Raw genomic sequence first — 21,383 nt, 5'->3', positions numbered from 1 at the left:
GGCCCGGCTGCGGTACGGCGCGGCGGGCGCGATGGGGGAGGCCCGCCGCGGCTTCCCGCACACGGTCCGGATCGCGCTGCCGGTGCTGCGGCGCGCCGGCCGGACCGACGCGCTGCTCGCCTCGATGAGCCGCCTCGAGGACACGTGCCTGCTGCACCGGGCCGGACCCGCCGGGCTGCGCGCCGTGCGGGACGGTGCGGCCGCGGTACTGCACGCCGGCGGGTCCGGCACGGCCGCCGGGGCCGCCGCCCTGGACCGGCTCGACCGGCTCTGCCGGCGCCGGGGGCTGTCCCCGGGCGGGAGCGGCGACGTCCTCGCCGCGGCCGTCTTCCTCGACTCGGCCGCCGCTGTCCTCGCGGAAGGGAACCGCTGACATGCGCACGCTGCACTTCACGTTCCCGGCGACGGTGCGCGCCGCGCGCCGGGCCCACGTCGGCGTCGTCGGCTCCGGCGACCTCGAGGTCCTCTTCGAACCCGCCACCGCCACGGAGGACACCGCAACCGTTCGGGTGCGAACGAGTGTGGAGGGTTTCGACGAGGTCTGGCGCAGCACCCTGCAGCGGTTCTTCGCCCGTACGCCCGTCCAGGGCACCTGGGAGCTCAACGACGCGGCCGCCACGCCGGCCCTCGTCACACTGCGGCTGCAGCAGGCCGCCCACGCCGCCGGCCACCGCGAGGAGGGATCATGACCACTACGGTGCAGGCGCTTGGCGCCGCCCGCAACGGATCCGCCGTCGACTGGGACCGGGTGCTGCGCCGCCGCAGCTTCCTGGAGCTCGGCGCGCTCGCCCGCGCCGTGGCGCTGCTGGACGACGGCACCACCCGCGTGCTGTGCGGCCCGTTCGAACGCCTCGAATCGCCGTGGCTGGCACCGCAGGACGTGACCCCGCAGTCCGACGACGGCGTGGTGGTCGCCCGCGGTACCGTCGGCGGCGCGCCCACCGTCGTCATCTCCATCGAGCAGGCGTTCCAGGGCGGCGGTGTCGGCGAGGTGTCCGGCGCGAAGATCGCCCAGGCGCTGCGGCTCGCCGCCGCCGACAGCCGCGCCGGCACCCCGACGCCGGCCGTGCTGCTGCTGGAGACCGGCGGCGTCCGGCTGCAGGAGGCCAACCTGGGTCTCAACGCGGTCGCCGAGATCTGCGCGGCGCTGCTCGAACTGCGCCCGCTCGCACCCGTGATCGGGGTGGTCGCCGGGACGGTCGGCTCGTTCGGCGGCCTGAGCATCGCCACCGGCCTCTGCACCCGGGTCGTCGTCACCCCTGAGGCGCGCATCGGCCTCAACGGGCCCGCCGTCATCGAACAGGAAGCCGGGGTCGAGGAGTTCGACGCCGCCGACCACGACCTCATCTGGGCCGTCGACGGCGGTGCGCAGCGCCGCCGGACCGGCCTCGCCGACGCCCTCGTCATCGACGACGCCGACGCGCTGCGCGACGCGGTCCGCGACACCGTGGCCGCCGGCGTCACCGCACCGGGCCGGCACCGCAGCGAACGTCTCGACGTCCTCGACGCCCGCCTGGCCACCATCGACCCCGCCGCCCCGCCCGCGCCCGGGCAGCTGCCGGAGCTGTGGGGCGACACCTACAACGTGCCCAGCGCCACGGTACCGGCCGGCCGTCACACGCACACCGCCGGCACCCGCACCACGATGCGGCCCAGCGAACGCGGACGGACCTGGATCGCCGCCCTCGCCGGCACCACGCCGCAGCCAGTCATCGGCTCGGTGCTGCGCGCCGACACCTCCGACGCCACGTACCTCGCGGTCGTCCCCGATCCCGGCAATCCGTACTACCGGGCCAGGCAGGGCCAGGTCGGCGTCACCGAGTGCGCGGCTCTCGCCCGCACGATCCGGGCCGTCGTCGCCGAGGACGCGGACCGGGATGCGCGGCGCGCGATCGTCGCCGTCGTCGACCTGCCCAGCCAGGCGTACGGCCGGATCGAGGAGATGACGGGGCTGTACCAGGCGATCGCGGCCGCCGTCGACGCCGCCGACGCCGCCCGCGTCGCCGGTCACCCGCTCGTCACGCTCGTCGTCGGCCAGGCCCTGTCCGGCGGGTTCCTCGCCCACGGCCTGCAGGCGTCGCAGATCCTCGCCCTCGACGCACCCGGCGTGGAGATCCACGCCATGCACAAGCAGGCCGCCGCGATCATCACCCGGCGCACCCTTGCGCAGCTCGACGAGCTCGCGAAGTCCGTCCCGCCGCTGTCCTACGACGTGCGGCAATGGGCCACCCTCGGCTTCTGCGACGGCCTGCTGCCCGTCACCGACGCCGACGCCCCCTCCGCCGCGGACGTGCGCGGCGTGGCGCAGGCGATCCACGACGCCGCCGCCCGCGCCCGTACCGGCCCCACCGACCTGTCCAACCGCCTCGACTCCGACCAGGCCAGAACCGTCCGCAAGGCGTCCCGGGCGGTCCGCGACACCCTCACCGACCAATGGAACCGGCGATGACCACCACCCGCACCCACGACCTCGTGCGGCTCGCCGACCCGAGCGCGGTGCTCATCGGCACCGAACCCGCGTGGGTGGCCGAGTCCCTCGCCGGCGCGCCGTGGGCCGTCGTGCGCCGCGGCACCGCCCCCGACGGGCAGGTCGCCGTCGGCGTCCGGGGCCCGGCCAGGCATCAGCGGCACGCCGCACTGGTGCCCACGCACGCCGTGCAGCGCGTCGTCCGCCCGGAGCAGCTCCGGCCCGGCCGGGACGCCTCCGCGGACCGGACCCCCGCGCTCGCGGCGCTGCGCGCGATCGGCCCGACCCTGGACGGCCTCGGCCACGACTGGGGGCCGGTCGGCAGCGTCGGGTTCGAACTGGCCACCGGGCGGCCGACCACGACCCCGGCGAGCGACCTCGACGTCGTCGTGCGCTGCGACCCGCTGCCCGGCGCCGACTGGGCCGCCGAGCTCCTCGACACGTTCCCGGCCCTCCCGGCGCGGGTCGACTGCCTGATCGAAACCACCGCCGGGGCGGTCGCGCTCGCGGAACTGGCCACCGGCGCCGACCGCGTCCTGCTGCGCACCGCCGGCGGCGCCTGCCTCGCCGACCCGGCCCGGATCCGTGCCCCGTGAGCGTCGCGCTGCTGTTCCCCGGGCAGGGCGCGCAGCACCCGGGGATGCTGCGGCGGCTGCCGTCCTCGCCGGCGGCGGCCCGGACCCGCGACGAGGCCCTCCCGGTGCTGTCCACGCTGGACACCGCGGCCGCGTTGCGGTCCACGACCGGCACGCAGCTCGCCCTGCTCGTCGCCGGGGTCGCGACCGCACGAGCCCTCGTCGACGACCACGGCCTGCGGGTCGACGCCGTCGCCGGGCACTCCGCCGGCGCGTTCGGCGCCGCCGTCCTCGCCGGCGTCCTGGACCTGCCCGGCGCGCTCCGTGTGCTCCAGGTCCGCGGCGCCGCCATGGAACGCGCCTGCGCACGAGGCAGCTGGGCGATGGCCGCGGTACGGGGGCTCGGGCGGGTCGCCGTACAACACCTCATCGACGACGTGTCCACCCGCGACGATCCGCTGTGGGTCGCGAACGTCAACGCCGCCGACCAGATCGTGGTCGCCGGCACCCGGGCCGCACTCGGCACGCTGCGGCGGCGCGCACCGGAGGCGGGCGCCCGCGACCTCACCGACCTCGCCGTCACCGTCGCCTCACACGGCCCGCTGCAGGCCGGCACGGCGCACGCCGTGGCGGAAGCGCTGGCCCGGGAGACCCCCGGCGAGCAGCGGCGCGCCTACTTCGCCAACACCACCGGCCGCCGCGTCGCGCACGCCCCCGACGCGGTCCTCGACGACCTCGCACAGGCCGTCCAGCACCCGGTCCGCTGGCACGACATCGTGCGCCTCATGCCCGAGCTCGGCATCACCACGACCGTGCAGGTGCCACCCGGGCACGTCCTGTCCGCGCTCGCCACCCGGGAACACCCGCGGAGCATCAGCGTCGCGGTCGACGACCTCGGCATCCCCGCCACCCTGCACCGGCTCCGGCACCCGCCGGGCTGAAGCCGAGGAACCGGCCCCGGACCGGCGCATCCTCGCCGCCGGCGCCACAAGGAGAGCACGAACGCCACGGTCGCGGCGTCATGAGCCGGCGCCGGTGACGTACCGCCCGAACGACGCGTCCCACTGGGCCGCACTCGGCCACGAGTACACGTCGTTGACGAAGGCCCCGATCCCGGCCGGGCAGAGGAGCTCGTCGCCGACGATCCGGGCGGACGCGACGGCGCGGCGGGTGCGGATCTCCCGCAGCGTCACCGCATACGTCGCGCGGTGCATGGCGGCGGTCTTGCTCGCGCCGTTGCCGGACCCACCGTAGGCGCAGTCACGGACGCTCTCGCCGGCCGCGGCGACCCGGACCACGCAGGCGACGAGCTGGATTCCGGCGTAGTCGACCGGACCGAACGTCCAGGGCAGCACGGTGGCGCTCAACCCGTCGTCGGGAACGACGTCCCCGCCACCGGCGTCGCGGAACACCTCGACGTTCGTCGGGTGCGGGCCAGGGCCCTGGTAGGCGGCGACCGAGGTGTAGGCAGTGCCGGGCTCGGTGCACACCGCCCGCCACGGATGCGGGCCGCCCGGCACCTGGGACTCCTCGTGCGGCCCACGCTCGCGCAGCACCACCCAAGCGGTCACCGCCCCGGCGACGACCACCACCAACGCGATCAGCACGATCACCCGGCCGCGCGATCGATCGATCCCCATCCCGGCAGCGTAGTCGGCCGGTGGATGGTGTGGTCAGGTCGCGCGGCGGGCGCTGAGCCAGGCGGTCGCGCGGCGGGCCGAGGCGCGGGACAGCCACGCGTCCTGGATGACCTCGGCCAGTTCGTCGCGGGTCAGCTCGCCGATCCGGCTGGCGCGCACGAGCACCGACGGGTGGCCGTTGAAGTGCGCGGTGGTGAAGAACGGCGTCGACTCGTCCTGCACCAGCGCCTGCTTGTCCACCTCGGACTCGACCCAGAAGACGATCACGTCCGGGTAGCGCTCGCCGGTGTCGGGGTCCACCGCATCCGGCCGCGGATTGCGGAAGAACACGAACGATTTTCCGCCCACCTGGTACACCGGGTTGTCGCCGGTCCCGTATTCGACCGTGACATGCGGCATGCCCGCGGCCAGCTCGTGCACGTCGTCGATCCGGGCGGCCCGGCTTCCGTCATCTGCCACCCGCCCAGCGTAAGACTAGAAGCGTCCGGAGCTGCGTATCGAAGGAGGCCTGGACGACGGTCGTTATCGAGCGCCCATGGAAATTGCTCTGGGCCTGCCGGCGGAGCTTGCCGCCTACGCGCCGGTGATCGCCGGGTCGTCCGGCCCACCCTGGCGCTGACCGCGGTGCCGGTCGACGAGGCGTTGCCCGTGCTGTCGACGAAGCTGGGCGGGGTGCCGGACCTGCCGCCGGGGCAGGCGTGGCCGGTCGCCTCCGACGGGGCGCCGCTGCAGTTCGTGCTGCAGCTCAACCTGACCGACCTCGCTTCGCGGTTCGAGGGGCTGCTGCCGTGGCCGGCCGGGGGCGGCGTCGTGCAGCTGTTCACCGACGGCGACAGCCGCGGCGACGCGGTGCTGGTGCATCGCGACCTGAGCGGGCTGCGCCCGGCGGAGTCCCCGGCGCCGGTGGTGGGCGAATACCGGCTCGACCCAGCGGTCACCTTCACCTTCCCGGACGACGCCACCGGGGATGAGCCGTTCTGGGCGTTGCGCGCCCGGCTCGAGCAGGAGAGCCCGGAGCTGAAGCAGCTGCTGGACAAGTGGCAGTACCTCGACCGGGCGCAGCTGCTGTATCAGTGCACCTGAGGCGGGACCGGGTGGTTGGCGCGCGAAGGTCACTGATCGCTGCCACTGTTGCAGTATTCTGGTCGGTGGGACCTGGTCCGGTGGTCCGACGACCGCCGGACCGACGTATCGCTGCCAGCGGTGCGGGGACGCTTCGCGGACCTTGCTGCGGCATGCAATACGTGCCCGCGACCACCCGCAGTGGTGCCCGCCCAGACCCCGCGGACGCCTTTTCGTGCGCAGCTTGTTCGGCGACGCCCGACGCCGCACCGCGTCGGCCGCTTGCCGGTCACGCTGCCGTGTCGACAAGGAGCGTCGTCCGTGCCAGGTTCGTGTACTTCACCGTCCGCCCTGGTCCAGCGCACCGAACCCGCCGGGCCGTCCGCGAGCGGTGCCCGGGGCGCGGCCGGCCAAGACGGGCACAGCGACTCGACGCGCGCGTCCGACGCGGTCGCATGGTCACTGCTGAAGCTGCTGGCCGAACTGCCGCACGGGCACCCGGAGCGGGCCGGTGTCCGTGATCAGCTCGTCGAGATGTACCTGCCGCTGGCGCGATACTGCGCCAGGCGTTTCCGCAACCGGGGCGAGCCCTTCGACGATCTGGTCCAGGTGGCGAACCTCGCGCTGCTCAAGTCGGTGGACGGGTTCGACAGCGGCCGCGGCGTCGCCTTCCCGTCCTACGCCGTCCCGATGATCGTGGGGGAGCTCAAACGGCATTTCCGTGACCTGTGCTGGGGTATGCGGGTGCCGCGACGCGTCCAGGAGACCCGGCTGCGCATCAGGGAGGTCTTCGAGGACCTCACCCACGAGCTGCGGCGTTCGCCGACCGTCGCCGACCTCGCCGGCCGCCTCGGCCTGGCCGAGGACGCCATCATCGAGGGCCTCGAAGCGGCCCGCGTATATCGGCTCCTGTCGTTGCACGCGCCCATCAACGGCGGGGACGGCACCGGCGAGTTGGGCGAGCTCATTGGCGGTCCGGACCTCAACCTGGAGCGGGCCGAGGAGCGCCACGCGGTGCGCGCGCTGCTGTCCAGGCTCCCGGCCCGTCAGCAGCGGATCGTGGCGCTGCGGTACTTCGGCAACCTCACCCAGGCGCAGATCGCCGTAGAGGTCGGACTGTCCCAGATGCACGTGTCGCGGCTGCTCGCACAGTCGCTGCGGTCGCTGTACCGCGGACTGGTCAACGACTGACCCCGGCGCGCCGCCGAACATCACCTTGACACCGGCTGGAACGCTGTTCCACGATGGAGCTGATGGAACGCCGTTCCAGTCGGCTTGGAGGGAACATGATGACGCCAGTCACGATCGTCGGCGCGGGTCTCGGCGGGCTCACGCTCGCGCGGGTCCTGCACGTGCACGGCATTCCCGCGACGATCTACGAGGCGGAGCCCTCGGCGCAGGCCCGCACGCAGGGCGGCCAGCTCGACATCCACGAGCACAACGGGCAGGTCGCGTTGGAGGCGGCCGGACTCACCGAGCAGTTCCGCGCGATCATCCACGCGGGCGGCGAGGCCGCGCGGGTGCTCGACCGGCACGGGAAGGTGCTGCTCGACCAGCCCGACGAGGGCACGGCCGGGCGCCCCGAGGTGCTCCGCGGGGACCTGCGCCGGATCCTCATCGACGCCCTGCCCGCGGGAACGATCCAATGGGGACGCAAGCTCACCGGCGTCCGGCCCCTCGGCGACGGCCGCACCGAGCTGACCTTCGCCGACGGATCGACCGTGCGCACCGAACTCCTCGTCGGTGCCGACGGCGCCTGGTCGAAGGTCCGCCCGCTGCTGTCGGACGCGACACCCGAATACACCGGCACGACCTTCGTCGAGACCTACCTGCACGACGCTGACGAGCACCATACCGCGAGCGCGACGGCGGTCGGCGGTGGCGCGATGTACGCGCTCGCCCCGGGGCAGGGGATCGTCGCGCACCGCGAGGCAGGGGGCGTCATCCACACGTACGTCGAGCTGAACCGCTCCGCCGAATGGGTCAACGCCATCGACTTCACCGCCGCCGCGGCCGCCGCCGCCCGGGTCGCGGCCGAGTTCGACGGGTGGGCGCCGGAGCTCACCGCACTGATCACCGACGGCGAGACCGCACCGGTGCCGCGCATGATCCACGCACTCCCGGACGGGCACCGGTGGGACCGCGTGCCCGGGGTGACGCTCCTCGGTGACGCCGCGCACCTGATGCCGCCGTCCGGTGAGGGCGCGAACCTGGCGATGCTCGACGGCGCCGAACTCGGGCTGGCCATCGCCGCGCACCCCGGCGACGTCGAGGCGGCACTCACCGCCTACGAGGCGGCGATGTTCCCCCGCAGCGAGGCCGAGTACGCGGATGCGCACCAGATCCTGGATCTCTGCCTCGGCGACCGCGCACCCTTCGGATTCATCGACTTCTTCACCGGCGCGCTCCAGCAGGAGCCCGACGCCCCGCGACGGTGACCATCCCGCCGAACAGCCCGACGAACCCGGCTGTCACGGCAGCCGCCCCGGCGAGGCGGCGCGACACGATCACCGAACGTCGATCGCTGGGCCGCATGACGACAAGGTTCCTGCCGTCGGGGTTGAGCGGACCGGACGCGTGGACAACTATGTTCGGGTGGTAACGGTCGGTTGAGAGGTATGGGATCTGGCATGGTGCAGGTGGTGCCGGTATCGGTGCACGGGGTGGAGTTCTTCGCCGAGGTGGAGGCGCCGGCCGGCCCGTCGAACGTCGCACTGGACCGGGTGCTGTCCTTCGACGGGGTGCGTGAGACGGTCCAGGCGATCTCGTCGGAGCTGGTGCAGGCCTGGGAGGTCGTGCGCCCGGATTCGGCGAGTGTGGAGTTCGCGCTGACGCTGAAGGTGAAAGAGGGCGGGCTCACGGGCCTGCTGGTCAGCGGCGGCGCCGAGGGCGCTCTGAAGGTGACGCTGAACTGGACGCGGAAGGCTGAGCCGGCGGCGGACACCGCGGCCGCCGATGGAGCGTCGGGGACGCCGTGATGATGACGGCGACCGGTCAGGTGGCATCGAAGCATCCATGGTGACGCCGGTGGTCGATGTCCGGGTGGACACGGCGGCGTTGCAGTCGTTCGTGGTGCGGATCCGCGACGCCGCGGGCCGCACGCTGGGCTCCGGGGTGCTCGTCGCGCCCGGCTGGGCATTGACCTGCGCTCATGTCGTGGCCGGTGCGGACGACGTCGTGCTGGAGACGTCCGGCGAAGGGCGGCCGGCCCGGGTGGCATTGCGTTCGGCCCCGCCGCGCTTCGGTGGACTGTGGCCGTTCCCCGATCTGGCGGTGCTGCGGTTCGACGCCGCGGGTGGGGTACACCCGATCGCGCCGCTCGACATTGCCGGCTGGCCTGCCCGGGCGGGCCGTGAGCCGGTGCTGCCCGACGACACGGTGACCGGATGGGGCTTCGCCCGTCGGGAGGAGGGCCGGGACCCGCCGGGCTCACCCGCGTCGTTCGTCGTGGAGGGCGTGGAGGGCGACGGGTTCATCACGCTCAAGGCCGGTGAGGCGAAACCGGGGCTGAGCGGCGCGCCGCTGGTTTCCCCGAGGGTCGGTACCGTCGTCGGCCTGATGTCGGCGACCCGCGGCACGGGCGTCGAACTGGGTGGCTACGTGTCGCCGGTGTCCGCTCTGGGCACACCCGAGCTGTTCACCGCGCCCGGCGGCGCCGATGTGTCCTCGATGCTGGACGCACTGCTGGCGACCAACCGCTCCAGCGTGCTTTCGGACCGCACGCCGTGGCTGTCGGTGCTCGCGATCGTCGAGCCCGGTGCCCTGGTGGAGCAGCCGTGGGCGCGCTTCCGCAAGACCGTCAGGTCCGATCCGGCCGACCTGCTGCGCGCTGACTTCGGCGTCGTGGACTACCTGTTCCGCAACGCCGAACTGGAACGCGTCCGGCAGGAGTGGTGCGAGACGCCGGACCCGTTCGGGGTGCTGGTCGTGCGCGGCGTCGGCGGCTCCGGCAAGACCCGCTTCGCGATCCAGCTGTGCCGCCGGATGATCGAGCGTGGCTGGCTGGCCGGTTGGCTGTCCCTGGCCGATGGCGCAGTCCCCGCCGACACGCCGGTCCTCGCCGCGCGGGTCCCGCGGGTGCTGGTCGTCGACTACGTCGAGGCGGTCGACCCGCAGCGGCTCGCCGCGATCGTGACCCGCCTCGCGGTCTCCGCGACGCCGCTGGCCCCGGCCCGGCTGATGCTGGTCACCCGTACCCGCGTCGGTGGCCGCGCCGACCCGCTGGACGCGATCGGGGAGGTCGCCAACGCCCGGGTCAAGAGCCTGCTCGACCTCGGGCAGGAGTCGGACCAGGCCACCCAGCCGCTCAGCACGTCCCAGCGGGACCAGCTCTACCGGACGTCGGTGGCGGCGTTCGCCACGGCCTGGCAGGTGCCCACGGTCGCGACGGCGGCCGACCTGTCGCACGAGCGGTACCGGTGGCCGCTGGACGTCCTCTTCGAGGCCCTCGACCGGGTCCTGACCGACGACACCACCACCGTCAACACCTCGACGCCGCCGGTGGAGCGGGTCCTGGCACACGAGCAGCGCTACTGGGCCGCCACGATGCCCGACCTCGACCCGGACCTGGCCAGCTGGGCCGCCGCCGCGGCCACCATCGCCGGCGCCGACAGCCCCGACGAGGCCCACGCGCTCCTGTCGATCCACCACGCCCTCGACGGCCCGGCGCAGGCCGCAGTCCGCACCCGGCTGGTCGACTGGTGGTCGCAGCTCCAGCCGGGCCCCCGCCACCTCAACCCGCTGCGCCCGGACCGGCTCGGCGAACACCTCGCTGGCACCGTCCTGGCCGGCCTCGGCGACGACGCCGGGTCCGTGCTGACCGACCTGCTCGCCCTGCCGTCCGACCGGCAGCTCGTCGCATGCCTGGACCTCCTGGCCCGGGCGGGAGCGACCTCGCCGACCGTCCGCCGGCTCCTGGACACGACCATCCCGCAGCAGTTGCCGGCCCTCGCGACCCGCGCCGCCCAGGCCGCCGACCCCGCCCACACCGGCGCCGTGGACCGCAGCGTCGCCGACAACGTCCTGCGGCATGTCACCCCGCAGATGCTGGCGCGAATCCCCGCCCCTGGTGAGACGCTGCCGGGCCGCCGGCGGGACGCGGCCGTCGCCTGCACGGTGTTGACCAAGCTGGCCCGCGACACGGGACAGTCCGAAAGCGCCATCCAGCTGGCCCGTGCCGCGCTGCGCATCGACCTCGCGCTGGCCGAGGCCCACCCGGACAGCGTGGTCCACCTGCACGACACCGCCATCGACTACCTGACGCTGGCAGACCTGGACCGGGACGTGGGGCGCCGGGACGAGGCCGCCCTGGGTTTCCGGCAGGCGCAGGAGATCTACCGGAAGGTGGCCGAGTCGGACCCGGCCGACCCTGCCTACCGCCACGGCGTGGCGATCACGCTGCAACGGCTGGCGGACCTGGACCTCAGCGCGGGGCGGCGCGACGAGGCCGTCCAGGGATACCGCCGATATCTGGCCGCCGCGCAGGACGTGGCCGACTCGGATCCGGGCAACCTCGCCTATCGCCGCGACGTCGCCCACGCAGTGCGGCGGCTGGCGGACCTGGACCGAGATGCCGGGCGCCGCGATGACGCCGTCCGGGGTTACCGCCAGGCGCAGGAGGTCTACCGGCAGGTGGCCGAGTCGGATCCGGGTGACCCTTCCCATCGTCGTGACGTGGCGATCACCGTGCAACGGCTGGCGGACCTGGACCTCAGCGCGGGGCGGCGCGACGAGGCCGTCCAGGGATACCGCCGATATCTGGCCGCCGCGCAGGACGTGGCCGACTCGGATCCGGGCAACCTCGCCTATCGCCGCGACGTCGCCTACGCGGTGCAGCGGCTGGCGGACCTGGACCTCGATGCCGGGCGCAGCGACGATGCCGCCCGGGGCTTCCGCCGGTACCTGGCCGCCGCGCAGCAGCTGGTCGGGTTGGATCCGGGCAACCTTGTCTATCGCCGTGACGTGGCGATCGCGCTGCAGCGGCTGGCGGACCTGGACCACAATGCCGGGCGCGGCGACGAGGCGGCCCAGGGTTATCGGCAGGCGCATACCATCCACCAGCGGGTGGTCGAGGCGGATCCGGGCAACGCCACGTACCGCCGAAGTCTGGCCGTCGTCCTCACCAGGCTCGGCGATCTCGCCGCGGCCCGGGAAGATCTGGACCAGGCGCGCCGCCACTATCAGGACGCGTTCGACATCGACCGGGCCCTGGTCGCCGAGCACCCCGACAACCCGACGTACGCCGCCGACCTCGAGGTGGACCGCGGTCGCCTGCGCAGGATCCAGCCGGAGTAAGCGTCGCGTTGACAGCCGCCGGTAGCGTGCCCGCCATGGACGGCGACATCGCGGCCGGGTTGCTGGAGCTCGCCGAGGACGCGCAACGGCGGCGGCGCCGGCAGGACCCCGAGGCCGAGCGGATGCTGGAGGCGCGCTACGGCGAGCTGCGGGAGGCGCTGGACTGGTACGCCGCGGCCGGCCTGCCCGGCACCGCCTTCCGCCTCGCGAGTGCGCTCGTGTCGTTCTGGATCGCGACGAAGCGGATCGGCGAAGGAGACACCTGGTTCGACCGGGCGCTGGAGGGTACGCCCGTCACCGGCGTGACGTTGGCGCGGGCGCTGTACGACCACGGCTACCTCGTCTTCTGGGCGGGCAGGTATGCGCTTGCGGAGCAACGGTTCCGGGCTTCGTTGGCGCTGGGGGAGCGGGACGGCGACCCGTCGCTGCAGGCGCTCGCGCTGGCCGGACTCGCCCGGGTCGCCATCAACACCGACGTAGAGGAGGCCGTGCGGCTGCTGCGGCAGGCAGAGGCGGTGACGGCCGGGCTGGACGACGCGGACCTGGGACGGTCCAGCGCGCTGCACGTGCTCGGCGTGGCGTTGCAGATGGCCGGAGACCTCACCGCGGCGCGGGAGGTGATGGCGGCGAGGTTGGCGACGGGCCGGTCGCGTGGGGACGAGTTCGTGGTGTGGGTCGAGTCGGCGAACCTGAGCATGGTCGAGCGGCAGCTCGGCAACCTCGACCGGGCCGAGGAGCTGTCCCGGGAGGCCCTGACCCTGTGCGCGCGCCGGGCCGACGCGATGGCGACCGCCTGGATGTTCAACGGGCTGGCCGCCGTCACCGCGGCCCGCGGCCGGTTCGAACGGGCCGCGACGCTGCACGGCCTCGCCGCCGCGCAGCTGGACCGTGCGGGCGGCGAATGGCCGGCCGACGAACGCGCCCAGTACGAGGAGACGCTCGCGACGCTCGGCGCCCACCTGCCCGCCGACGACCTCGACCGGCTCCGGCGCCGAGGCGCCACGCTGCCCGCCGACGCCGCCCTCACCTACGCACTGTCCGAAGTGGACAATGAGCGCGCGTCCTGACTGAGCTCCGCTCCTGACACGGCAGGCGTGGCCCGGTACCGTGCGACGGTGCGGATTGGTGTGACGCTGCCGATGTCGGCGTCGGACGGGCCGGGCCGGATGCCGGGCTGGCCCGATGTGCGCGCGCTGGCCCTGCACGCGGAGGCCGCGGGGCTGGACTCCGTGTGGATCTGTGACCACTTCGTCAGCGAGCCGGGGGACCGGCCGCCGGAAGGGGTGCTGGAGGCGTGGACGACGCTGTCCGCGCTGGCCGCGGCGACCCGGCGGGTGACGGTCGGCACCCTCGTCACGTGCGGGGTGTTCCGGCATCCGGCGCTGCTGGCGAAGATGGCGGCCACGGTCGACGGGATCAGCGGCGGGCGGCTGGTGCTCGGGCTCGGCGCCGGGCAACCCGGTCTGGAGTTCGACGCGTACGGCTTCCCGAGCGACGCACGCATCGCGCGGCTGGAGGAGACGCTGGAGATCGTCGGTGGGCTGCTCGGCGGCGCCACGGTCACCAGGTCCGGCCCGTTCCACCGGCTGCGGGACGCGGCGCTGCTGCCGCCGCCTGATCGGCGGATTCCGCTGCTGGTCGCGGGTGGCGGCCCCGGTGTGCTGCGGCTGGCCGCCCGGCACGCCCAGGCGTGGAACACCGCCTGGCACGGCGCGCCCGATGACCGGCTGCGGTCACGGCTCGCGGCGATGGCGCGGGCGTTGGCCGACGAGGGCCGCGCCGCGGAGTCGCTGCGGGTGACGGTGGGCGTGACGGTCGCGGACCCCGACCAGCCCGGCGTCAGCCCGGACGACGGCGCGTTCACCGGCCCGCCCGCGGAACTGGCCCGCGTCATCGACGCGTACGCCACGCTCGGCGTCGACGAGCTGATCGTCGCGCTGGAGCCCAGGACGGAGCGCTCCGTGGACCGCCTCACCCACGCACTGACCCTCCGGGCGGCACCACCCGGTGATCCACCAGGCGGTCCCTGATCAACCCTGCGGGGGCGGCGCGGTTACCGCAGCCAGCGCAGGGCGGCGTCGGCGGTGTCGTCGGGGGTGCTGTTGAAGGCGATCGCCGCGCCCGGCGCATGCTGGTGCACCAGGTTGACCACCCGCTCGAACAGTTCGAGCAGCGGTTCGTGCTTGCGGATGCCGCCGCCGACCACCACGCAGGCGTAGTCGTTTCCGGTCAGCGCCTCGACGATGGCCGCCTCGGCGTCCTCGTCCGGCGCGACCAGGCACATGTCGGCCTCGATGCCGAGCTCGGCGAAGCGGGCCTGCCCGCGGGCTATCCCGGCCACGATCGGCGCCGGGTCCCAGCCAGGGATCCGGACCGGATCGAGACCGATCACCAGCACACGCCCCGCTGCCATGTGTCCTCCTGGGCCTTCACCGGTCGATGAGCGGCAGGGCCGGGAAGGTGTACTCCCGCCACAGTCGCTCGGATGCCTCCTCAGGGTAGGCCGTGACGACCCGCTGGGCGTCGAGAACCTGGGTGAGCCGCTGCCCCGCGTCATACGCGGGCCAGCCGGGGTCGCCGCCGGCGGCGAACGCCGTCCACGCGACGCGGATCCACGCGGACAGCTCCTCCGCCTCCGCGGAGGGGGTGTCGCCGATCAGCGCGCCAGGCCGGCCGCTGCTCAGGTTGCCGAAGACGAGCGGCACGTCGAGGCCGTGGCAGGCGCCGAGGCCGCCGCCGAAGCCCGGGGCGGGCCACGTCACCTCGTAGAGGTAGGTCCGGCCGCCGGCGGCGGCGTGCGCCTGCGCGAGGTGCAGCGTCGGCATGCGGAACAGCCAGTCGGCGTTGACGACCTCGTACAGCTCCTCCGGGCCGGCGGCCGGGAACGCCTCGCGGTAGCGGCGGGCGCCGTCCGCGCCGGGCGCCAGGGCCTGCAGAGCCGCCTCGGTCTGCTCGTCGGTCACCTGGCCCAGCACCCCGTCGATGAGGCTGAACAGGCGGTGCTCGTCGCGGACGTGGCCGGCGAGCAGGTCGACGTCCCGGGCGGCGCCGGCCGCGAGGGCCTGCCAGGGGGTGGCGGGCAGGACGTCGCCGTCGACGACGGGTGCGAACGGGATCGGCCGGTACGTGATCCGGCCCCAGCGGTCCTTCCACCGGTCGATCTTCGCGAAGACGGCGTCGCCCGCGGCGGGCAGCAGCGAAGGGTCCACAGTGGACAGAGCGGCGGCCGTGGGTCGCACCCCGAGCTCGGCGGCGCACGCGGCGGCGATGTCGGCGGCGAGCTGCGGGGTGAAGAACGGTGCCGGCATGCTCTGCACGACGGCCCGGCCGAAGAGCCCCGCGGCCCGCGGCATGGCCAGCAGCGCGGCGATCGATCCACCGCCGGCCGACTGTCCGAAGACCGTCACCCGGTCCGGGTCGCCGCCGAAGGCCCGGATGTTGTCGCGCACCCACTCCAGCGCGGCGACCTGGTCGAGCAGGCCCCGGTTGGCGGGGGCGCCGTCGAGCTGCACGAAACCCTCGATGCCCAGCCGGTAGTTGAGTGTCACCACGACGGCACCGCCGGCCGCCAACCGGCCGCCGTCGAACTCCGGGAGGCTGGACGCGCCGATCGCGTATGCGCCGCCGGGGATCCACACCAGCACCGGCAGGCCGGCGCCGGGCCCCGGATCGGGCGACCAGACATTGACCGTCAGCCAGTCGTCGCCGGTCTGCTGGGTGAGCTCGCCCATGCTGAACAGGCCGGGCTGCGGAGGCGGCGGGCCGTAGGCGACCGCTGTCCGCACCCCCGTCCAGCCGCGCGCCGGCCGCGGTGCGGCGAACCGGAGCGCACCGACGGGTGGCTCGGCGTACGGGACGCCACGGAAGACCGCCAGGCCCGCCTCCCGGCTGCCGCGCAGCACCCCCGCGGCCGTGCGGACCTCAGGTGCGGGCGACGACGACCTGGCTGCGGTGACGGTCACGACGGCTTCCCTCCGGCGGACGGGCATGGCCGGGGGGCCCCGACTCCGCGGATCGTCCCACCGCACCCGCGACACCGGCCAGCCATTAACGAGCCGGTCAGACCCCGTCGTGCCAGGAGTGCCAGAGCGCGGCGTACGGCCCGTCGGCGGCGACCAGGTCGTCGTGGGTGCCGAGCTCGATGATGCGGCCGTCGTCCATCACCGCGACCCGGTCGGCGTCGTGGGCGGTCTGCAGCCGGTGCGCGATCGCGATGACCGTGCGCTCGTGCAGGACGGCGGCGAGGGCGCGTTCCGCGGTCCTGGCGGCGGTCGGGTCGAGCAGCGCGGTCGCCTCGTCGAGGACGACGGTGTGCGGGTCGGCGAGGACGACACGGGCGAGGGCGACCTGCTGCGCCTGGGCGCCGTCCAGCGGCCGCTGCGCGAGGTCGCGGTCCAGGTCGTCGGCCCAGTCGGCGCCGACGGTCTTCAGCGCCGCGCGGAGCACGTCGTCGGGTGCGGCGACGATCAGGTTGTCCCGCAACGACTCGCGGAAGACGTGGTGTTCCTGGGTGACGAGCACGACCTGCCGGCGCAGCTCGTCCGGTGGGAGGTCGGCGATCGGCACCCCGCCGACGGTGACGGTGCCGGCGGTGGGCCGGTCGACGCCGGCGATGAGCATGCCGAGCGTGGACTTGCCCGCGCCGGACAGGCCCACGATCGCCAGCCGCTCACCGGGGCGGATCGTGAGGTCGACGTCGTGCAGGACGTCGTGGCCGGGGTCGTACGCGTACCGCACGCCGCTGACCTCGATCCTTTCGTCCCGTGGCGGGTCGGTCACGGCCGGCGGCGCGGCGGGGATCGCGGCCAGCCCCTCCACCCGGGCGAACGAGGCGCTGCTGCTCTGCAGCTGCTCGATCCAGATGAGGATGCCGTCGAGCGGCCCGACCAGCTGCCGCATGTACAGCACGGCGGCGACGACCGTGCCGAGGCTGACCCGGTCGTCGATGTACAGCAGCCCGCCGAGCAGCAGCACGAGGACCCCCGGCACCGCGTAGGACGTCTCCACCAGCGGGAAGAAGACGGACCGCAGCGCGAGGGTGCCCAGCCGGGTCCGGCGGGTCTCGGCGATGGCCGCGTGCCCGGCGGCGAGGCGACGCTCGCGCAGGTTGAACGCCTCGATCGTGCGGGCGCCGGCCGTGGTCGCGGCCAGGTCGTCGGCGAGCACCGAGTTCGCCGCGCCCTCGGCGAGGTACGCCTTGCGGGCCCGGCGCAGGTACCACTGGGTGACGAACCAGATCCCGGAGAGCCCGGCGACGCCGACGACGCCGAGGAGCGGGTGCAGCACCACCACCGCCGACACGATGAACACGATCTGGACGGCGCCGACGGCCATGCCGGGCAGGATGTCCCGCAGCGTGTTGGCGACCGCGTCGATGTCGGTGGTGCCACGCGCGGCGAGGTCACCGGCCGGCACCCGCTCCACCACGGCGGCCGGCAGGCCGAGGGCGCGCCGCAGGAAGCCTTCCCGGATGCGGTACGCGGTCCGCTCGCCGAACCGGTACGCGATCGCGAGCGCGGCCCGGGTCAGCAGCGTCTGCGCGACGGCGCAGCCCAGCACCGCCAGGGCGAGCCGGTCGACCTGGCCGCCGCCGCGGGTGACGGTGTCGACGATGCGGCCCAGCAGCCACGGCGCGCCGAGCCCGGCAAGCGCGGCGAGGGAGTTGAGCGTGACGATGGCGAGGACGGACCGGCGGTCGGCGGCCAGGAGCCTGAGGGCCGCCCGGCCGACCATGCGCTGATCGGCGATCGGCAGGGTCGACGTCATGCGTCCTCCCCGAACGCCCTGGTGACCAGCGCGCGGTAGCCGGGTTGTGCGGCCAGCAGCGCCCGGTGCGTACCGGATGCCGCAACCCGACCGTCGACCAGGTAGTGCACCACATCGGCCCGGTCCAGCAGTACCGGCGACGTGGTCGCCACGACGGTGCCGCGGCCGGCCCGCGCGACCGAGAGCCGCTCGGCGATCGCGGCCTCCGTGTGCGCGTCGACCGCCGACGTCGGCTCCGCGACCAGGAGCATCTCCGGATCCGCGTGTACGGCACGGGCCAGCCGGACCCGCTGCCGCTGCCCGCCGGAGAGGTTGCGGCCGCTCCACTCGACGGGACGGCCCAGGTCGGTCGCCACGTCGTGGGCGACCGCGGTGCGGATCGCCAGGCCGACCAGGTCGTCGTCGGGCTCGTCGGGCCCGGCAACCACCTCCCGCAGCGGCCCGGCGAACAGGTCGGCGTCGTGGTCCGCGACCAGGATCCGCGCCCGGACCTCGGCCTGCGCAATGTCCGCCAGGCGCAGGCCGCCCCAGGTCGCGTCGGTCGGCCCGTACCGCCCGAGCCGGTCGATCACGGCGGCCGCCTCCTCCGGCCGGGCCCCGGCGAGGGCGGTCAACCGACCCGGCTCGGCGACGACACCGGAACCCGGGTCGTGCAGCGCCGCCGGTGCCGCGGGTGCGGCGCCGCCCGACGGGTCGTCCACCGGCAGCCGCAGGAAGTCCACTACCCGCCGGGCCGCGACCAGCCCCCGCACGATGTCGAACGCGCAGAAGATCATGACGTTGACCGGGACGACGAGCATGGCGGTGTACCCGTACACGGCCACCAGCTGACCGACGGTGAGCTCGCCCGCGGCCGCCAGCCGGGCGGCCAGCCACACCACCACCCCCAGGAACACGACCGGCAGCCCGTCACCGAGGGCGCCGATCCAGCTGGACGGCCCGCCGACCCGGTAGCCCTGGTCACGCAGGGTCGCCGACTCCTTCTCGTAGCGGCCGAGGTAGGTCTCCTTGCCGCCGAGCCCGTTGAGGATCCGCAGGCCGCCGAGCACGTCGACCAGCCGCGCGTTCAGCTCGCCCTGCCGGTCCCGGTAGCGCAGCCCGGCCCGCTGCGTGCGGTGCAGCAGCGGCCCGACGACCAGCAGCAGCACCGGCAGCCCAGCGGCGACGGCCACGGCGAGGGTCGGCGCCGTGCGCGACAGCAGCGCCGCGACCACGACATACGCCAGCGTCGAGGCGAACCCGACACCGCCGACGTTCATCGCCCGGCCGATCGTCCACACGTCGGAGATGCCGATGGTGACGACCTCGCCCGCGGTGATCCGGCGGGGTAAGGCGGCGCCGAGCCTGGTCGCGTGGGTCATGATGAGATCCGCGGTGTACAGCGCGGCGCTCATCCGCAGCTTGGTCATGCTGCGGTGGCGCATGATGCCCAGCCCGGCACTGGCCACCCCGACGGCCAGCACCGCCGCCGCCCATCCGACCAGCGCGCCGGGCCGCCGCGACTGCAACCCCCGGTCGATCGCCTGCGAGATCAGGAACGGCGTGAACGCCAGGCTCATGAACCACAGCGACGCGAACATCGCCCCGAGCCCCACCTTGCCCTTGAGCCGCCGCCCCAGCCACCACAGAAATCGCGCCGGTCCCCGTACATCCACGAACCCATGCTGCCCGATGCCCCCGGGTGCCTGTCGCCCCGATTTCCGTCACGTGGACCACGTTCGTGTCATCGATCGTCCGCTCAATGCAGGAAGCGGCCGCGGAGCTTGGTCATCGCCTCCGGGAAATAGTCGTGGTACACCGTGAGGGCGTTGAAGGAGGCGAGTGTCGCTATGTCCGCAGGTAGATCGGCGGCGCGCGGCATGCCGGTGCCGTTGGCGAGCAGCGGGACGACGTTGCGCCCGTGCGCGATGGCGTGGGCGATCTCGCGGTGCAGCCAGTCTCCCTCGTTGCCGATCCGGTCGAGCGATCGAGGCTCCAGCAGCAGGAGGAAGTGCGCCCGGCTTTCGATCTGCGTCAGGATCACCGGCTCGAACCGGCCGCTGTCGATGTTCTCGACATCCATGAAGACATCGAAGCCGTGCTGTTCGAGGTCAATGCGGACCAGGCGGGCCATCGCCCAGGACACGCCACGCCGGTAGGACAGGAAGACGGCCCGGCGATTCTCGGGCGACTCCGGCTGCCGCGGTGTCCTCGCCGGCACCTGCTGCCGCGGTGTCGTGGCTGGCACCGGCACGTGCTGGACGAGTGCCGGGTTGTAGCCGAGGTGCACCGCGCCGTGCAGCACGGCCAGCCGTGGGTCGGTCGGGCGGACGACCCTCGCCTCGGCGCCGAGCTCGTGCTGGATCCTGGCGTGCAGGTAGTCGTCGGATGCGAACCCGCCCACCAGGAAGGCGGTGACAGGGGCGCTGCCGACGCGCGCCTCCTGCAGCAGGTCGTCGCATACACGCCGGACCAGCCGGACGATCGGGTCGATGACCTCGTCGAGCAGCGCCTGGGTATCCTGGGCGGTGAGCATCAGCGTCCGGGGATCGCCGTCGGCCTCCTCAATCAGCCGGCGCCGCACCGCCGCCGGCACCATCGGCCACAGCCGGGTGAGATCCAGGTAGACGGGACTGACGACCTCCGGCCGGCCACCGCTGCCAGGAGCGACCGCGACGAACGGTCTGGCCTTCTCCCACTGGCCTTCCAGCTCGCTGACCAGATCGCGGTATTCCCGCTCCAGGTGTTCGACCAGGGTCGGGCTGAGCCGCCGGGGCAGCAGCCGTGTCCGGAAGGCGCGGTTGACGTCCGGCGCGCCGAGCGCCACACCGGCGCCGCCGGCGCCGATCTCGGCCAGCCGCACCTTCCCGTCGTCGAAGACGCCGCTGAACGCGGAGATCTCGGTGGTGGCGCCACAGTCGACGACCATGAACCGGTGCTCGCCGATCCGAGACACCGCGCGGGCGCTGCCCTTGTCGGCGTCCAGGATGCCGTACACGGCGGCGGCCTCCGGCTCGGTCACGACGAAGATCGTGTCGGCGGCGCCGAGCCCGGCCTCCTCGGCGGCCCGGCGCAGGCCCAGCTTCTGAGCATCGGTCCAGACCGCCGGCACCGTGAGACACCACCGGATGTCCTCCGCGGTCAGACGGAGGTCGAGCGCCCCGAGCGCCGCCACCGTCTGATCCCGCATGTACCGCAGGATCGACGGGATCAACCTGCCCAGCGTCCGATCCGACCCGAGGTCGACGATGCCCTCGCTGCGGGCCATCGCGCGGAGCTCTGCGCGGCTGCTCAACGCCGCCTTGAACGCGGACGCGTAGCCGTGCAGGCCAAGGTCCTCCCGCCGGGCCGGGGAGTTCAACTGCCACAGCTCAGCGGCCTCGTAGCCCCACGCAACCGGCTGCAGGTCCCGGTCGACGACCACCGCGGAGAGGGTCTTGGCCCCCCGTACGGGCGCCTTCGGCCAGTCGTACCGCGAGACCATCTGCCGCGTGCGCGGGTCGTCGTTGTCGGGGGTGACGAGCGTGTACGCGAACCCGGTGCCGTGTGTGCCGAAGTCGATCGCGGCAACCACCTTCGACGCCCTCATCGAGCCCATTG

The 21,383-nt window shown here is 74.0% G+C and carries 19 protein-coding genes; 12 read left to right on the top strand and 7 right to left on the bottom strand.

What is annotated here, in order from left to right; translation table 11 throughout:
- The 5 genes from AB0K00_RS33960 to AB0K00_RS33940 all read left to right on the top strand — a co-directional run.
- The coding region (locus tag AB0K00_RS33960; RefSeq protein WP_363528911.1) for a triphosphoribosyl-dephospho-CoA synthase at positions 1–373 on the top strand (373 nt) is incomplete at its 5' end.
- A gap of 1 nt (position 374) precedes the next feature.
- Positions 375–689 (top strand): malonate decarboxylase acyl carrier protein, encoded by a 315-nt coding sequence (gene mdcC, locus AB0K00_RS33955; RefSeq protein WP_363528908.1) that lies wholly within the window; start codon positions 375–377, stop codon positions 687–689.
- Positions 686–2,449, top strand: a complete 1,764-nt coding sequence (locus AB0K00_RS33950; protein ID WP_363528906.1) for a biotin-independent malonate decarboxylase subunit beta — start codon at positions 686–688, stop codon at positions 2,447–2,449. Before mdcC ends, AB0K00_RS33950 begins: the two co-directional genes overlap by 4 nt.
- Positions 2,446–3,063, top strand: coding sequence for a malonate decarboxylase holo-ACP synthase (locus AB0K00_RS33945; RefSeq protein ID WP_363528903.1), 618 nt, complete (start codon positions 2,446–2,448; stop codon positions 3,061–3,063). The genes AB0K00_RS33950 and AB0K00_RS33945 overlap by 4 nt, the downstream gene beginning before the upstream one ends.
- Positions 3,060–3,983 carry an acyltransferase domain-containing protein gene (locus AB0K00_RS33940; protein WP_363528900.1) on the top strand — a complete coding sequence of 308 codons (924 nt, stop codon included), beginning with the start codon at positions 3,060–3,062 and terminating at the stop codon, positions 3,981–3,983. The genes AB0K00_RS33945 and AB0K00_RS33940 overlap by 4 nt, the downstream gene beginning before the upstream one ends.
- 78 nt (positions 3,984–4,061) lie before the next feature.
- Here the strand turns inward: AB0K00_RS33940 and AB0K00_RS33935 are convergent, their stop codons facing one another.
- Positions 4,062–4,682 carry a hypothetical protein gene (locus tag AB0K00_RS33935; protein ID WP_363528897.1) on the bottom strand — a complete coding sequence of 207 codons (621 nt, stop codon included), beginning with the start codon at positions 4,680–4,682 and terminating at the stop codon, positions 4,062–4,064.
- 33 nt (positions 4,683–4,715) lie between these two features.
- Positions 4,716–5,141, bottom strand: a complete 426-nt coding sequence (locus AB0K00_RS33930) for an MmcQ/YjbR family DNA-binding protein (protein ID WP_363528895.1) — start codon at positions 5,139–5,141, stop codon at positions 4,716–4,718.
- A 165-nt stretch (positions 5,142–5,306) separates the two neighbouring features.
- Between AB0K00_RS33930 and AB0K00_RS33925 the strand changes: the two genes are divergently transcribed.
- The 7 genes from AB0K00_RS33925 (at position 5,307) to AB0K00_RS33895 (ending at position 14,068) form a co-directional block, all read left to right on the top strand.
- The gene (locus AB0K00_RS33925; RefSeq protein WP_363528893.1) at positions 5,307–5,765 is read left to right on the top strand and encodes a DUF1963 domain-containing protein; all 459 of its coding nucleotides are present in this window, start codon (positions 5,307–5,309) and stop codon (positions 5,763–5,765) included.
- A 300-nt stretch (positions 5,766–6,065) separates the two neighbouring features.
- Positions 6,066–6,935 (top strand): SigB/SigF/SigG family RNA polymerase sigma factor, encoded by an 870-nt coding sequence (locus AB0K00_RS33920; protein WP_363528890.1) that lies wholly within the window; start codon positions 6,066–6,068, stop codon positions 6,933–6,935.
- A 95-nt stretch (positions 6,936–7,030) separates the two neighbouring features.
- Positions 7,031–8,182: an NAD(P)/FAD-dependent oxidoreductase gene (locus AB0K00_RS33915; RefSeq protein WP_363528887.1), complete on the top strand. Its 1,152-nt coding sequence runs from the start codon at positions 7,031–7,033 to the stop codon at positions 8,180–8,182.
- Positions 8,183–8,374: 192 nt separating this feature from the next.
- The gene (locus AB0K00_RS33910; protein WP_363528884.1) at positions 8,375–8,722 is read left to right on the top strand and encodes a CU044_2847 family protein; all 348 of its coding nucleotides are present in this window, start codon (positions 8,375–8,377) and stop codon (positions 8,720–8,722) included.
- Positions 8,723–8,771: 49 nt separating this feature from the next.
- Complete coding sequence (locus AB0K00_RS33905) at positions 8,772–12,038, top strand: tetratricopeptide repeat protein (RefSeq protein WP_363528882.1); 3,267 nt, start codon at positions 8,772–8,774, stop codon at positions 12,036–12,038.
- 35 nt (positions 12,039–12,073) lie between these two features.
- Complete coding sequence (locus tag AB0K00_RS33900) at positions 12,074–13,105, top strand: tetratricopeptide repeat protein (RefSeq protein ID WP_363528879.1); 1,032 nt, start codon at positions 12,074–12,076, stop codon at positions 13,103–13,105.
- Positions 13,106–13,153: 48 nt separating this feature from the next.
- Positions 13,154–14,068, top strand: a complete 915-nt coding sequence (locus AB0K00_RS33895) for an LLM class flavin-dependent oxidoreductase (RefSeq protein ID WP_363528876.1) — start codon at positions 13,154–13,156, stop codon at positions 14,066–14,068.
- A gap of 23 nt (positions 14,069–14,091) precedes the next feature.
- Here the strand turns inward: AB0K00_RS33895 and AB0K00_RS33890 are convergent, their stop codons facing one another.
- From AB0K00_RS33890 to AB0K00_RS33870, 5 genes are all read right to left on the bottom strand, one after another.
- Entirely contained in the window at positions 14,092–14,451 is a 360-nt protein-coding gene (locus AB0K00_RS33890; RefSeq protein ID WP_363528873.1) for a hypothetical protein, read from the bottom strand.
- A 16-nt stretch (positions 14,452–14,467) separates the two neighbouring features.
- Entirely contained in the window at positions 14,468–16,000 is a 1,533-nt protein-coding gene (locus AB0K00_RS33885) for a carboxylesterase family protein (protein WP_363528870.1), read from the bottom strand.
- 97 nt (positions 16,001–16,097) lie between these two features.
- A complete protein-coding gene (locus AB0K00_RS33880; RefSeq protein ID WP_363528867.1) occupies positions 16,098–17,804 on the bottom strand; it encodes an ABC transporter ATP-binding protein in 1,707 nt (568 codons plus the stop codon).
- Positions 17,801–19,384: an ABC transporter ATP-binding protein gene (locus tag AB0K00_RS33875; protein ID WP_363528922.1), complete on the bottom strand. Its 1,584-nt coding sequence runs from the start codon at positions 19,382–19,384 to the stop codon at positions 17,801–17,803. Before AB0K00_RS33875 ends, AB0K00_RS33880 begins: the two co-directional genes overlap by 4 nt.
- Before the next feature lie 158 nt (positions 19,385–19,542).
- A complete protein-coding gene (locus tag AB0K00_RS33870; RefSeq protein WP_363528864.1) occupies positions 19,543–21,372 on the bottom strand; it encodes a TIR domain-containing protein in 1,830 nt (609 codons plus the stop codon).
- Between the last annotated feature and the right edge of the window lie 11 nt (positions 21,373–21,383).

The sequence above is a fragment of the Dactylosporangium sp. NPDC049525 genome (genome assembly GCF_040676755.1).
In the GTDB taxonomy this organism is placed as follows: domain Bacteria; phylum Actinomycetota; class Actinomycetes; order Mycobacteriales; family Micromonosporaceae; genus Dactylosporangium.
This window is presented reverse-complemented; position numbering and strand designations above follow the sequence as displayed.